The sequence below is a fragment of the Rhizobium sp. BK591 genome (assembly GCF_014195045.1).
GTDB classification, from domain to species: domain Bacteria; phylum Pseudomonadota; class Alphaproteobacteria; order Rhizobiales; family Rhizobiaceae; genus Rhizobium; species Rhizobium anhuiense.
The window spans coordinates 166,214-179,941 of the sequence record NZ_JACIAZ010000005.1; the positions used below are offsets into that span (position 1 = coordinate 166,214).

Here is a 13,728-nt window from a genome sequence, read left to right on the forward strand (position 1 = left end):
GATGCGAATGCCCTGTTCGTGCACAGATGCAAAGCCGCGACCTGATCTCTGTGACGGCTTCGGGATCGAAGCCGTCTATTCCGTCGTGGCATGCATGCTGATCAAACCCGGCGCTCGACCATCATCTTCTTGATTTCGGCGATCGCCTTGGCCGGGTTGAGGCCCTTCGGGCAGGTCTGCGCACAGTTCATGATCGTGTGGCAGCGATAGAGACGGAACGGATCCTCGAGATTGTCGAGGCGTTCGCCGGTCGCCTCGTCTCTGGAATCGATCAGCCAGCGATAGGCCTGCAACAAAACGGCCGGACCGAGATAACGGTCGCCATTCCACCAGTAGCTCGGACAGGAGGTCGAGCAGCAGGCGCAGAGGATGCATTCATACAGGCCGTCGAGCTTCTGCCGGTCCTCGTGGCTCTGCTTCCATTCCTTGGCCGGCGCCGGCGACACCGTCTTCAGCCACGGCTCGATCGAACGATGCTGGGCATAGAAGTTGGTGAGGTCGGGAACCAGATCCTTGACGACGGGTAGATGCGGCAGCGGATAGATCTTCACCGCGCCCTTGATATCGTCGAGGCCCTTGGTGCAGGCGAGCGTGTTGGTGCCGTCGATATTCATCGCGCAGGATCCGCAGATGCCCTCGCGACAGGAACGGCGCAGCGTCAGCGTCGGGTCGATCTTGTTCTTGATGTAGAGCAGACCGTCGAGCACCATCGGCCCGCAATCGTCGACATCGATGTAGAACGTATCGATCGACGGGTTCTGGCCGTCATCCGGGCTCCAGCGATAGACGCGAAACTCGCGGGTGTTCTTGGCACCCGCCGGCTTCGGCCAGACCTTGCCTTCGCGCATCTGAGAATTCTTGGGGAGAGCGAGTTCAACCATAGCGGGTTCCTCTTGAGATCAGTACACGCGAGCCTTCGGCGCGATCTTCTGCGGATCGATGCCTTCGGCGATGAGCTCGGTGTGAACCGGCCGGTAGTCGAGTTTCACGTCGCCGGCCTCGTTGACCCAGGCGAGCGTGTGCTTGCGCCAGTTGACGTCGTCGCGGCCGGCGAATGCACCCTCGGTATAGTCCTCGCGCGCATGCGAACCACGGCTCTCCTTGCGGGCCTCGGCGCCGTAGATCGTCGTGATGGCGTTGGCCATCAGGTTCTGCAGCTCGAGTGTTTCCACGAGATCGGAGTTCCAGATCATCGAACGGTCGGTGACCTTCAGATCGCCCATTTCCTGCCAGATCGCCGAAATGCGCCGGCAACCGGATTCCAGCGATTCCTGCGTGCGGAAGACGGCGGCGTCTTCCTGCATGGCGCGCTGCATCTTCTCGCGCAGTTCCGCCGTCGGCGTGGCGCCGCTGGCGTGGCGCAGACCGTCGAAGCGGTCCATGATCCTGTCGCAGGCTGCGACGTTGAGATGCGGGACCGGCGCTGCGCGGTCGATCACCTCGCCGGCGCGGATCGCAGCGGCGCGGCCGAAGACCACGAGGTCGATCAGCGAGTTGGAGCCGAGGCGGTTGGCGCCGTGCACCGAAGCGCAGCCGGCTTCACCCACGGCCATCAGGCCGGGGATGATCCGTTCCGGATTGGCGCTGTCGGCGTTCAGCACTTCGCCCCAATAATTCGTGGGAATGCCGCCCATATTGTAATGAACGGTCGGCAGAACCGGGATCGGCTCGCGCGTGACGTCGACGCCAGCGAAGATCTTGGCGCTCTCGGAAATCCCCGGCAGGCGTTCATGCAGAACGGCCGGATCGAGATGGTCGAGATGCAGGAAGATGTGGTCCTTGTTCTTGCCGACGCCCCGGCCCTCGCGGATCTCAAGCGTCATGCAGCGCGAAACGACGTCGCGCGAGGCAAGGTCCTTGGCCGAAGGCGCGTAACGCTCCATGAAGCGCTCACCCTCGGAGTTGACGAGGTAACCGCCTTCGCCGCGGGCGCCTTCGGTGATCAGACAGCCCGAACCATAGATGCCGGTCGGGTGGAACTGCACGAATTCCATATCCTGCAGCGGCAGGCCGGCACGCGCCACCATGCCGCCGCCGTCGCCGGTGCAGGTGTGGGCCGAGGTTGCCGAGAAATAGGCGCGGCCGTAACCGCCGGTCGCCAGCACCACCATCTTGGCGGCGAAGCGATGGATCGTGCCGTCGTCGAGGCACCAGGCGACGACGCCGGTGCAGCGGCTGCCGTCTTCCGACATGATCAGGTCGAGCGCGAAATACTCGATGAAGAATTCGGCATTGTTGCGCAGCGACTGACCGTAGAGCGTATGCAGGATGGCGTGGCCGGTACGGTCGGCAACGGCGCAGGTGCGCTGGACCGGCGGGCCTTCGCCGTAATTCTGCATGTGGCCGCCGAACGGGCGCTGGTAGATCTTGCCTTCCTCGTTGCGCGAGAACGGCACGCCGTAATGCTCGAGCTCATAGACCGCCTTCGGCGCTTCCATGGTGAGATACTGCATGGCGTCGACGTCGCCGAGCCAGTCGGAACCCTTGACGGTGTCGTAGAGGTGCCACTGCCAGCTGTCCGGCGTCATGTTGCGCAGCGAGGCGGCGATGCCGCCCTGGGCCGCGACCGTATGCGAGCGGGTCGGGAATACCTTGGTGATGCAGGCGGTGCGGAAGCCCTGCTCGGCCATGCCGAGCGTGGCGCGCAAGCCGGCGCCGCCGGCGCCGACGACGATCACGTCGTAGGAGTGATCGACATACTTGTAGGCCTTGCCATTCTGGGCGGGTGAAGTCGGTGCCATATCAAGCTTATCCTACGAATGCGATTTTCAGAATGGCGAAGAGACAGAGGCCGGCGATCAGGATCGCAAAGAACGTGTTCAGCATCAGCAGCGCGATCTTGCCGAACTCGCCATGCACGTAATCCTCGATGATGACCTGCATGCCGAGTTTCATGTGGATGACGCCGGAGATCACCATCAGCCCCATGACAACAGCGACGAAGGGGTTCGACAGCGCGCGAACCACATCCGCATAAGGCGCGCCGGCATAGACGAGCATGAAGATGAGAAAGAAGAGGATGAGCGGAACATTGGCGACGGCCGTCAGCCGCTGGCGCCAGAAATGGTCCGTGCCGTCCTTGGCGGAGCCGAGCCCGCGAACCTTGCCGAGGGGGGTGCGCATATCCATGAGAGGACCTTCAGAAGCGAATGAGGAAGCCGATCACCCAGACCAGCACGGTCAGACAGAGCGACCCGATGATGTTGGCGATGGCGAGCTTGGTCGAGAATTCCTTCCCGAAACCGTAACCGAGATCCCACATGAAGTGGCGAAAGCCGCCGAGCATGTGGTGCAGCAGCGCCCAGGTGTAACCGAGAAGCACGAGCTTGCCGAGAAGGCTGCCGAGCACCCAGTTGGCCCAGTCATAGGAGCCCTGGCCGCTTGCCGCCGCGATCAGCCACCAAGCGACGAGCAGCGTGCCGACGTAGAGCGCGCCACCGGTAATGCGGTGGACGATGGACATGATCATGGTGGGAATAGGTTTGTAAATCTGCAGATGCGGCGATAGGGGCCGGTTATTTGTCACGTTCGCCATCAGAACCTCGCGGCGGCTTCTCTGCGCTCCCGGATTTCGGAGCATGCTCAGTCAACCACACGAATGACAAAATTCTCTGTGTGCGTTGCATCAATTGCGACGTTTAATCACCGGAAACGCCGACGACAAGCACAATCGCTGTCTGCTTTTAATTTAATCGATTCGCGTTACCGGGAAGTTTGCAGGCTAAAGAAACTGGTCTCTTCCGCTCAAATTTGATGCCGATGCTCGGACCTGAATGGACAAGCTTCGGCTTTTGGCGCAATCTGGCGTTAACGATTTGTTAAGGATCGGAATTCCGGAGGCCGGCCACCCATGTTTCGCAGTTTGTCCGCAGTCACCCTGCTTGCCCTGTCCGCACTTGCCGCCTTGCCCGCCGAAGCCGGCGACCGCCGCAGCGATCATCGCTTTCCCGGCCATCGCCACGCTGTCCACGGCGGATTGTTCCTCGGCGAACGTGTCGGTTGGCGCGATCGCGGCATCCGTTTCGACAATGCCTATCGGTATCGCAACCGCAAAGAGCGGATGCCGTTCCTGAAACAGTTTTCATCGCCGGCGACAAATCGCATCGCCCGCAGCAATCTCATCTTCGTCCTGCCCCAAGCGCAGGGTGGCGACAGCGGCGGCACCTATGCCGGCTCTTCCTATGCCTATCAGGTCGATGGCGGAACCTATGTCGGCGGCGACGGCTATGGTTTCTATCCGGCCCCGCGGCCTGAACAGCTGGCGCCGAAGGCGAAGGTCATCGACGTCGCCGTGCAGGACGATCCCTGCGCCTACGAGGCCAATGTCTGCATCATCCGGCCTTAATGCATGTCGCCCAAAAGTGTACAGCGGTTTTGGGACAACGACATGCATAAAACAATGACTTAAAGCGCGTCGCATGATTCCGATTTGACGCGACGCGCTTTAGAGCCTTTCCCTGGTCAGCTTTGCTGACAGGAATATGAAGATGACGAACGCCGGCGGCTCAAATTTGCCCGGCCCCACTCTTTCGCGACGCGGCTACGTCAATACGGATGGCGCACATCGGCGGGAGATTCTTGTCCTCAAACGTCGCCCGCCGTGGCGTTCCGCTATCCGGCATCCAAGCATCCCAGGCTCTGTTCATTTCCTCGAATGAGGCAAGGTCGCTGAGCCAAATGTTGGCGAGAATGATCTCCGCCTTATCGGTCCCTTCGCGCAGCAGCATGTCATCGATGCGCTCCAGTATTTCGTTGGTTTGCGCCGTCACGCTCGCTCCTCTCGTCAGGTTTGCGACCTGACCGGGCAGATAGGCGGCATCTGCGAGGAGAGTTTCGTCAACTTTGGCTTGCCCCATCATCGTATTCGCGACTTCCATGAATGCTTGAGATTGGGCCGTTCGACCCTTCATTGGAATCACTGTGGGGCTTGGCTGGCCATTCCGGTAGAGGGAATTAAGTTGAGCCGATATAATAGAAGCTGAACGCTCCTAAAGCCTTCCTGGTCAGATTGAAGCATTCTGTTGGCTCAAGGCTTTAGCTGGACAAAATGGCCGTATGCCGCGAAATGAAGTCCACAAGGTAGCGCGCGCCCTCGGCCGTCTCGGACTGAGCATAGAGACCGATCTCGATGCGCACCGGCCCGGGCAGATCCGCCGATTTGTCAAGCGTCCGGCAGCCCTCCGGTTTCGTGTTGAGCATCATCGGTGCGATACCGATACCGACGCGAACCGCGGTCGCCATGGCCACCAGCGTCGATGCGACGCACGCCGTCTTCCACTTGATGTTCCGCTGAGACAGAGCGGCAATCGTCGGGAGCGTCCAGGGACACTCCTCCTCAAACATAATGATGGGAAGCGGTTTTTCCGCATCCGCCACAGAGTCGGATCTGACCGTCCACATCAAATATTCGGTCCAGATCAGGGTCGGTTTTCGCGAGAGGCAGGTGATGTCGCAAACCACGAGATCCAGCTTCCTGTCTTCAAACAGGCTGGCGAGGCGTCGATTCGGCTCGACGATGATATCGATCTCGACCTTCGGGTTCTGGGCTCTGAAGTCGCTAAGAATGTCGATCAGGTGGCCGGCTGCGAAGTCCTCAACGACGCCGAGGCGGATGCGGTCCTCGATCATCTTGCCTGTCAGCCTTTTCTCGACCTCGTCGCTGAGGGCGACCATTTCGCGGGCATAAGCCAGCATGATCTGCCCATGGCTCGTGAGCTCGAGGCCTTTTGACGAACGCGAAAACAGCGTAACGCCGACAAGCTCCTCCAGCTTGCGGATCTGCATGCTCACCGCCGCCTGCGTTCTGTTCAGCTTGGCGGCTGCTCCATTGACGGTGCCGATCTCCGCGACGGTCAGAAATGCACGAAGCAGATAGGAATCAAGATCAAGCATCAGGAGCCGCATTCCATACTTTGTGGCGCTCGAGAGCCGAGGGCCTCTCTGCCGATAAGCAGATATTGGACGAACCATGTTCTTACGGCAACCGGCGATCCTTTGCCCGGGGCGCAGCGCAAGCTGCGTCCCGTCAATGCCAGCTTATCGCGCGAAGAGGACGCATGCCTCCGGCGGAATGGAAACGCTGATCTCCTGCCCGCGAGTAAAGGCTATGTCTGGACGGTTAGGGCAAGCCGAGATTATGCGGTCACCGCTGACGAGGTCCAGAACGATATGCCTGAACGCACCGAGTGTCACAACGTCGGCAACGCGTCCGGGCATGGCCCCGGCTCCCGGAGCGCCGGACGATATCTCGACGCTTTCCGGCCTCACGCAAATCTCGGCGGCACCGGAAAGGCTTCCCGTGGACGCGACCGGAAACTCCCAGCCGGATTCGGAGCGAAATTTGCGCGCCGATCCGCCCGCGGCCAAAATCGAGCCGTGAATCCAATTCGTCCGTCCCATGAAATCCGCGACGAAACGCGAGTCTGGACGCCAATACACATCATCCGGCCTGCCGGATTGCATGATTGCTCCACGGTTCATCACGAATATGCGCTCTCCCAGGCTCATCGCCTCTTCCTGGTCGTGGGTTACCACGATTGCGGTCGAGCCGACCGCGGCGAGCACATCCTTCAATTCGGTGCGCAACTCATGCCGAAGCTTGGCGTCGAGGGCCGACAAGGGCTCATCCAGAAGAACAAGGCTCGGATGGGTGGCAAGCGCCCGCGCCAGCGCAACACGCTGCTGCTGGCCGCCGCTCAACTGGTGCGGCCGCCGCTGTCCGAAACCGACGAGCCGGACGAGCTCAAGCATCTCGGCAATGCGGCGAGGTATTTGCTCCGGCGGATGGTTGCGATGGCGAAGTCCGTAGCCGATGTTCTGTTCGACGGTCATATGCGGGAAAAGAGCGTAATGCTGGAACAGCAGCCCGACATTGCGCTCATAGGGTTTCAATCCGGCCATCGGCTCGCCGTCGATCAAGATCGAGCCTTTGTCGGGCCGCTCGAATCCGGCAATGAGCCGAAGAATGGTGGTCTTGCCGCAGCCGCTTGGTCCGAGCAGTGCGATTGTTTCACCTGGATTCACCGAGAAGGAGATATTACCGAGGGCGACGGTTTCGCCAAAGCGCTTGCTGACCCCTTGAAATTCCACGGCAGAAATCATCGTATTGTCCTCAAGAACGAAACAAACCCTGGCCGACGACAGTGTCGAAGCCGACGACCCGGTCCAGCACGACGATCAGCAACGCGGTGACGGCAATCAGGACCACGGCCGCCGCAGCGATCGTCAGGTCGAAAGCCGCCCGCATGTTGCTGACCAGCGTAACAGGCAAGGTCGTTGCGGACGGATCGCTCAGAAAGAGACTGATCGATACGTCATCTATTGAAATGGCGAAGGCGAAGATCGCCCCGGTGACGACGCCCGTCCGCATGAGCGGCAGGGTAATGGTCCAGAAGGCCTGGCGCTCGGTGGCGCCGAGAACCATTGCGGCTTCCGTCAATCGTTGATCGCTGCCGAGAAGGCTGGCGAGACTGGTCCTTATGCAATAGGGCAACGTCACGATCACGTGGCCGAGGAGCAGGCGCGCCATACCATTCGTGATGCCGGCCTTGGAAAGAAAAAGCAGCAGGCCGAATCCAATGACGACGGGCGGGACGATGAGTGGCGAGAGAAAGGCCGAAGTCAGCGCCGCCTTTCCTGGAAAATTGCCACGGGCAAGGCCAACAGCCGCCGCAGTTCCAATCGTGACGGACAGAACCGTCGTGAGTACCGCCAAGATGAGGCTGGTGCGTAGGCTGGTAAGGATATCCGCCTGGGAAACCAGCCGTTCGAACCAGTGAAGCGACAAGGCAGGTGGCGGCATTGGACCAAGGTAGGTCCTGGCGTCGAAAGCCATGATGCATGTTATCACCAACGGGATGGCGAGGAACGCCAATCCAAGGCCGATGACACCGTAGGCAAGGGAAACGGCGATCCGGTCTCCGGTTCGCGCTGCAAGAGACTGTCTGCTCATCGGGAAACCTTCCAGGCCTGCGCAAACGTTATGACAGCGACCACCGCCAACGCCGCCGCAAGCATGACGAGCGAGATCGCCGCGCCGCTCGGATAGTTGGCGATATCGCTGAACCGGGTGTAGATGACGTTCGATATGAAAAGCACCCGGCCCCTCCCGAGCACCATGGGAATGACGAAGGCGCTGATCGCGAAAGTCAGCGAGACAAGCGTGCTTGAGATCAGAGCCGGGAAGCTCAGGGGAAGCGTGATCGACAGATGGGCTTTCCATCCCGGCGCGCCGAGCGACTGGGCTGCATCGAGCAGACGCGGATCGATCGATTGCATCGCGCCAATCAGCGTCAGCGTTGCGACCGGTATGATCGAGTGAACCAGACCCGCAGTCACGACGATATTGATATATTCGCGGCTGTTGGGCGAAAGGCCAAGTGTCAAGAGGAAGGGGCGGAAGATGCCGACCGACCCGAAGGTCAGTTCGATCGCATAGGTCTTGATCAGGACGCTGGAGAGAACAAGCGTAATCAAAAAGCCGAGAGTGAGCGCCCGCATCCGCGGGGAAATGCGCCGTACGATGAAGTAGGCCAGCGGGAATGCCACGAGCTGGCCGATGATCGCGGCAGCTCCACCGATCCAGAAAGTCGTCAGCAGGACGCTCGCAAACGCCTGGTTTGCCAGCTCATAGTAGTTTTGAACTGTCGCCGCGGCATTTTCAACGGAACCGACGCGCCCCGGCGTAAACTCCTTCAAGCTTTCGATTGCCAGATTGACTAATGGCGACAGAAAACCGAAGGCGAACACCAGCAGGGCTGGTCCGAGCGTCAGGGCGACATCTCGGCGATCAGGAATAGAAATGGCAACGGGTTGCCGCCTTGCTTTGGTCATGGTGGAACAGCCTTTTCCTCGCCCTTGCGGGGCATGAGAAAGGGAGGTTATCGAAGCCCGCGTCGCGCCTTCGATAACCTGCCGCGAGGTGCCTTAGAGCAACGGAGCAATGTCCTGTTCCCAGCGTTTGGACCAGGCATCCTGCTGTTCGAGAACGACATTGTAGTCCGGCACATAGACGAAGCTCGAAAACTCGTCCGGCGTGAAGGAGAGATGCTTGAGATTGTCGGGGGTGACCGCCTTGCTGTTCAACGGCGCTTCGCCCGCCACCTTGGCGTAGAGCGAGTTCATGTCCGGGCTGATCGCGAAGTTGACGAAATCGAGCGTTGCCTTGGTGTTCGGCCTATTCTTCAACACGCCGAAACCGCTCTGGTAGAGGAAGGCCTTGAAGTTACTGTCCTTGGTGAAACGCGTAACCGGGAAGTTCTTCGCCACGGCCGCCCAGCCGGGCTCAGCGAAGAAGCCGACGGAGGTCTCGCCCGACGTCAGCGAATTGGTGAAATCGATATCGGTGATGGCGACGCGGCCGATATTGCCGGACTTCGCCAGTTCCGTCATGAGCTTCCATCCGGGCTCCATATTCGTTTCACTGCCACCGGCGTGAAGGGCGAGCGCGACGATCTGGAGCATCATGCTCTGCGTCGGGCCTGGCCAGCAGATCGCCCCCTTAAGATCGGGGCTCAGCAGATCATCGATGGTCTTCACAGCGATCGGAGCCGTGTCGGTTCGGGCGCCGAAATACATGCCGCCAACGGCGCGTGGGACCGCTTTGATATTCCCCTTGCCGTCCCGAATGATGATTTTCTCGGGAATATTCGCAAGGTTGGGAATATCGGCAGGATTGATGGTCTCGAGCCAATCCTCCTTCACCATGCTGTTGAATGAGCCTTCCCAGCCGGCGACGTAGTCGTAGTCGACATTCGGCCAGACGGCCTTGATCTTTGGCAGGATCGCGCCCGCGCCACCCTGATGGAGAACCCAGTTGAACGTCGCCGCATTCTGGTCGGCGGCAATCTGCTTCATGGCTTCGACGACATCGCCGCCCCATTCGACGGCGGTGAGATTGCCGCTGCCGGCTGCGGCGGATCGCGCAAACCCGGTCATCGTGCCGGCAATCCCCGCGGCAGCGGCGGATCCGAGGAAGCGGCGGCGTGTCATATCGTGCAACATGGTAGGTTCCCTTTGTTGTCGGCCCTCTGCCGGACCGTTCGTATCGGAGACTGCTGGGAGGTTGCCGACCGCGGTAGTGGGAAAATTCTCGCCGGGTTATAAAGTTTTCTGAACATACCGATGAATGCACGACCCGCATCGCGGCGCCTCGGCGGATCCGAGCTATCAGCAATCGTTATATCCCCTCTCGAATTTTCGCGGTTCCAAGAGAAGCGTGCGGCGCTGATGATGACGGCTGCATCAATACGTGGGAGCCTGCCTTGACCATTGATCGGGATTTTCTGGAAAACTTGAGAAAGCGCTTCGGCAGCGCCGCAGGCGGGGAGATGGAAGATCCGCACTTCCGCGCCGTGGCGGCGAGCGTGTTCAAGGACGGCGACAGCCGCAAATGGCCCTTTGCCGATCCTGCGACCTTTCTGGACGCCCGTTTCATCGAGAACGGCTTGCGGCCCGAGGTGCTTGAGGCGCTTGACGTGGCTCTGATCGGCGTGCCGATGGACCTCGGCGTCACCAATCGCGCCGGCGCGCGGCTGGGGCCGCGGGCCGTCCGGGCGATCGAGCGTGTCGGCCCCTACGAGCATGTTCTGCGTGTCGCGCCGATGGGAGGGTTGAAAGTCGCCGATGTCGGCGACGTGCCGATGCGCAGCCGGTTCGGCCTGGCCGAATGCCATGCCGATATCGAGGCCTGCTACCGGATGATCGCGGCAACCGGGGTTATTCCGCTGTCGGTCGGCGGCGACCATTCGATCTCCGGCGCCATTCTCAAGGGCCTGGCGGCCAGCCGGCCGGTAGGCATGATCCACATCGACGCTCATTGCGACACCGCAGGTCCCTATGAGGGCTCCAAGTTCCATCACGGCGCGCCGTTCCGCGAGGCGGTTCTGGCGGGCGTGCTCGATCCGAAGCGGACGATCCAGATCGGCATCCGTGGCGGCGGCGAATATCTCTGGGAGTTCTCCTTTGCCTCCGGCATGACCGTCATCCACGCAGAAGAGGTGGCGGAGATGGGTCTCAAGGCCGTGATCGCAAAGGCTCTGGAGGTTGTCGGCGCCGGTCCGACCTATCTCAGTTTCGACGTGGACAGCCTTGATCCGGCCTTCGCTCCGGGAACCGGCACGCCAGAAGTGGGCGGGCTTCAGCCGAGGGAGGCCTTGACCCTGCTGCGCGGCTTCAAAGGCATCAACCTCATCGGCGGCGACGTCGTGGAAATCGCGCCGCAATACGACAACACCACCAACACCGCGCAGATCGCCGCGCAGGTCCTGTTCGAACTCCTGTGCCTCGCGATGTTCAGTCCCGCGGCCAGGACAAACGTGACCTGAGAACCAGCTTCACACCGGCAGCGTGCCTCGTGTCCGCTGCCATCCATCACCTGTCGCACAAGACGTCTCAAAAAGGGGAACGACATGACTGCTCTTATGAAATTGCGCTACGCCGCCACCGCAGCAATTGCCGTGTTCGGCATCCTGGCAGGGGCCGCACAGGCCGACGAACTTGCCGATATCAAAGCTGCAGGCGAGATCAACATCGGCATCTTCTCCGATTTCCCGCCCTTCTCTTCGGCAAGCGCCGATATGAGCATCAAAGGCTATGACGTCGACGTCGCCCAGAAGATCGCCGACGGGCTCGGCGTGAAACTCAATCTCGTGAGCGTGACTGGTCAGAACAGGATCGCCTACCTGAACGACGACCGCGTCGATCTGCTGATGAGCGTCGGCTATTCGAAGGAGCGTGCCGAGGTTATCGATTTTGCCGCCCCGTACGCCCCCTACTATATCGCCGTCATCGGTCCGGCTGCGCTGAAGGTGAGCGGCAAGGAAGACCTTGCCGACAAGACCGTCGCCGTCAATCGCGGGACGCTCGAAGACACCTCGCTGACCGCCGCCGCCCCCGGTTCGGCCGCGATCCAGCGTTTCGAGAACTACAATTCGGTCATCCAGGCCTTCATATCCGGCCAGACCCAGTTGATGGTCGTCGGCAACGATGTCGGTGCTCAGGTTCTGGCACGACAGGACGAACTGAAGCCGGAGCAGAAATTCCAGCTCCTCAGCTCGCCCTCGCACATCGCACTCCGCAAGGGCGAGGAAGGCCTGAAGAAGGCCGTCAATGATAGCGTCGCCGCAATGATTGCCGATGGTTCACTCGACGCAAGCTCGAAGAGCTGGCTGAAAGCACCGCTCAACCCTGAAAACCTGAAGGACTGAGGTCGGCCTCCCCCTCACCAGAGCATGATGTCGAAAACCGCAAGCGATTCCGGCGGCATCATGCTCCAATTCTTTGGTTGAGAGGCGGATCGAGATTTCGGGCCGACCCAGCCCAGGTCATCCGGCTCCAAAGGACAAGCGATGAGATACAGCCTCGATTTCAATTGGCTATGGGACGGAATGGGCGCTCTGGCTTATGGCGCGGGCACGACGCTTGCACTGACGGCCTCCACATCGGTCCTCGGGATCGTTCTCAGCGTTCTCGGCGCGGCCGCGCGCCGGGGACCTTATCCATGGTTGCGCAAGGCCGTCGGCCTGTATGTGGAAGTCATGCGCAATACGCCATTCCTGGTGCAGCTGTTCTTCATCTTCTTTGGCTTGCCCAGCCTCGGCATTCGCCTTGATCCGATCTCTGCCGCAGTTCTTGCCATGACCCTCAACATGGCGGCCTACACGATCGAGGTGGTCGGGGCCGGGCTCGATGCCATACCGAGAGGCCAGAAGGAGGCGGCACAGGCACTCGGCCTCAGACCTCGGCTGGTGTTCTTCAAGATCATTCTGCCGCAAGCGCTCGCCATCATTTTTCCGGCGCTGACGAGCCAGATCATCATCATGATGCTGGAATCGGCGGTGGTTTCGCAAATATCCGTCCGCGAGCTGGCGCAGGAGGCCGATCTGCTTCAGTCGCGCACCTTCCGCTCCTTCGAGACCTATCTGGTGGCGACGTTGATCTACCTTTCGATGTCCGCCGCACTTCGCCGGCTTCTTTTCGCCGGGAAACGCCGTTTTCTGGGAGCCGGTCTGGCATGATTGAGTTCACCTTCTGGGACATTCTGCGCAATCTTGTCTTCGCAACACGCTGGACCCTGCTGCTTTCGCTCGCAGCCTTTGCCGGCGGCGCCATCGTTGGCCTGGCGATCCTCTCTGCACGGATATCGAAAACGCGCTGGTCGCGCAGCTTCGCGTCCGGCTACATTGCCCTGTTTCAGGGAACGCCGCTCCTGATGCAGCTCTTTCTGATGTTCTTCGGCCTGCCGATGCTGGGTTTCCGCATCGAGTCATGGACTGCCGCCGTCTGCGGCCTGACGTTCTATGCCAGCGCCTATCTGGCCGAAATCTGGCGGAGCGGCGTCGAGGCGGTGCCGCGCGGACAATGGGACGCCGCAGCCAGCCTGGGTTTGCACCGTCTCCTCGAACTTCGCCTTGTCATCCTGCCGCAGGCTTTCCGGATCACGCGCGCGCCGACCGTCGGGTTCTTGGTTCAGTTGATCAAGAGCACCGCACTGGCCTCGATCCTCGGCTTCGAAGAACTGCTGAAGACCGCAAACGCCATCAACAACGCGACCTTCGAACCGTTCAAGGTCTACGGTCTCGTCGCCGTGATCTTCTTCGCCCTGTGCTATCCGCTGACGCAATACGCCAGAATTCTGGAGAAGAAGGCGGCGTTTGGCTGAGCGGTGCCGAGTTGCCCCGCATTCCGATCGCAACGGAGTGTCCAAAGGGCCGATGCCGGTTGAAAAGC

The 13,728-nt window shown here is 60.7% G+C and carries 15 protein-coding genes; 5 read left to right on the plus strand and 10 right to left on the minus strand.

Going from position 1 to position 13,728, the window contains the following annotated elements; genetic code table 11:
• Positions 1–101: 101 nt before the first annotated feature.
• Genes FHX10_RS22785 through sdhC form a run of 4 tightly spaced genes read right to left on the minus strand, consistent with a single transcriptional unit; the run spans position 102 to position 3,535 of the window.
• On the minus strand, positions 102–881 hold the full coding sequence (locus tag FHX10_RS22785) for a succinate dehydrogenase iron-sulfur subunit (RefSeq protein ID WP_003567268.1): 780 nt from the start codon (positions 879–881) through the stop codon (positions 102–104).
• An 18-nt stretch (positions 882–899) separates the two neighbouring features.
• Complete coding sequence (sdhA, locus tag FHX10_RS22790; RefSeq protein ID WP_047615587.1) at positions 900–2,741, minus strand: succinate dehydrogenase flavoprotein subunit; 1,842 nt, start codon at positions 2,739–2,741, stop codon at positions 900–902.
• Between the two features lie 7 nt (positions 2,742–2,748).
• Positions 2,749–3,129, minus strand: a complete 381-nt coding sequence (gene sdhD / locus FHX10_RS22795) for a succinate dehydrogenase, hydrophobic membrane anchor protein (RefSeq protein ID WP_047615588.1) — start codon at positions 3,127–3,129, stop codon at positions 2,749–2,751.
• A gap of 10 nt (positions 3,130–3,139) precedes the next feature.
• A complete protein-coding gene (gene sdhC, locus FHX10_RS22800) occupies positions 3,140–3,535 on the minus strand; it encodes a succinate dehydrogenase, cytochrome b556 subunit (RefSeq protein ID WP_047616030.1) in 396 nt (131 codons plus the stop codon).
• A 315-nt stretch (positions 3,536–3,850) separates the two neighbouring features.
• Between sdhC and FHX10_RS22805 the strand changes: the two genes are divergently transcribed.
• Positions 3,851–4,345 (plus strand): hypothetical protein, encoded by a 495-nt coding sequence (locus FHX10_RS22805; RefSeq protein WP_047615589.1) that lies wholly within the window; start codon positions 3,851–3,853, stop codon positions 4,343–4,345.
• Positions 4,346–4,505: 160 nt separating this feature from the next.
• Here FHX10_RS22805 and FHX10_RS22810 read toward each other — a convergent pair whose 3' ends face one another.
• The 6 genes from FHX10_RS22810 to FHX10_RS22835 all read right to left on the minus strand — a co-directional run bounded on the left by FHX10_RS22810 (position 4,506) and on the right by FHX10_RS22835 (position 10,002).
• The gene (locus FHX10_RS22810) at positions 4,506–4,859 is read right to left on the minus strand and encodes a RidA family protein (protein WP_097543624.1); all 354 of its coding nucleotides are present in this window, start codon (positions 4,857–4,859) and stop codon (positions 4,506–4,508) included.
• A gap of 175 nt (positions 4,860–5,034) precedes the next feature.
• Positions 5,035–5,904, minus strand: a complete 870-nt coding sequence (locus FHX10_RS22815; RefSeq protein ID WP_184390351.1) for a LysR family transcriptional regulator — start codon at positions 5,902–5,904, stop codon at positions 5,035–5,037.
• 132 nt (positions 5,905–6,036) lie between these two features.
• Positions 6,037–7,101: an ABC transporter ATP-binding protein gene (locus FHX10_RS22820; protein ID WP_063473783.1), complete on the minus strand. Its 1,065-nt coding sequence runs from the start codon at positions 7,099–7,101 to the stop codon at positions 6,037–6,039.
• Between the two features lie 10 nt (positions 7,102–7,111).
• Positions 7,112–7,951 carry an ABC transporter permease gene (locus tag FHX10_RS22825; protein ID WP_047615593.1) on the minus strand — a complete coding sequence of 280 codons (840 nt, stop codon included), beginning with the start codon at positions 7,949–7,951 and terminating at the stop codon, positions 7,112–7,114.
• The gene (locus FHX10_RS22830) at positions 7,948–8,832 is read right to left on the minus strand and encodes an ABC transporter permease (protein ID WP_063473784.1); all 885 of its coding nucleotides are present in this window, start codon (positions 8,830–8,832) and stop codon (positions 7,948–7,950) included. Before FHX10_RS22830 ends, FHX10_RS22825 begins: the two co-directional genes overlap by 4 nt.
• Before the next feature lie 93 nt (positions 8,833–8,925).
• Positions 8,926–10,002: an extracellular solute-binding protein gene (locus tag FHX10_RS22835; protein ID WP_063473785.1), complete on the minus strand. Its 1,077-nt coding sequence runs from the start codon at positions 10,000–10,002 to the stop codon at positions 8,926–8,928.
• Between the two features lie 260 nt (positions 10,003–10,262).
• Here FHX10_RS22835 and speB point away from each other — a divergent pair, with 260 nt between their 5' ends.
• The 4 genes from speB (at position 10,263) to FHX10_RS22855 (ending at position 13,660) form a co-directional block, all read left to right on the plus strand.
• Complete coding sequence (gene speB, locus FHX10_RS22840) at positions 10,263–11,324, plus strand: agmatinase (protein ID WP_063473786.1); 1,062 nt, start codon at positions 10,263–10,265, stop codon at positions 11,322–11,324.
• Positions 11,325–11,408: 84 nt separating this feature from the next.
• Entirely contained in the window at positions 11,409–12,206 is a 798-nt protein-coding gene (locus tag FHX10_RS22845) for a transporter substrate-binding domain-containing protein (RefSeq protein WP_047615601.1), read from the plus strand.
• A 141-nt stretch (positions 12,207–12,347) separates the two neighbouring features.
• Positions 12,348–13,016, plus strand: coding sequence for an amino acid ABC transporter permease (locus tag FHX10_RS22850; RefSeq protein WP_063473787.1), 669 nt, complete (start codon positions 12,348–12,350; stop codon positions 13,014–13,016).
• Complete coding sequence (locus FHX10_RS22855; RefSeq protein WP_063473788.1) at positions 13,013–13,660, plus strand: amino acid ABC transporter permease; 648 nt, start codon at positions 13,013–13,015, stop codon at positions 13,658–13,660. Before FHX10_RS22850 ends, FHX10_RS22855 begins: the two co-directional genes overlap by 4 nt.
• The last annotated feature ends 68 nt before the right edge of the window (positions 13,661–13,728 follow it).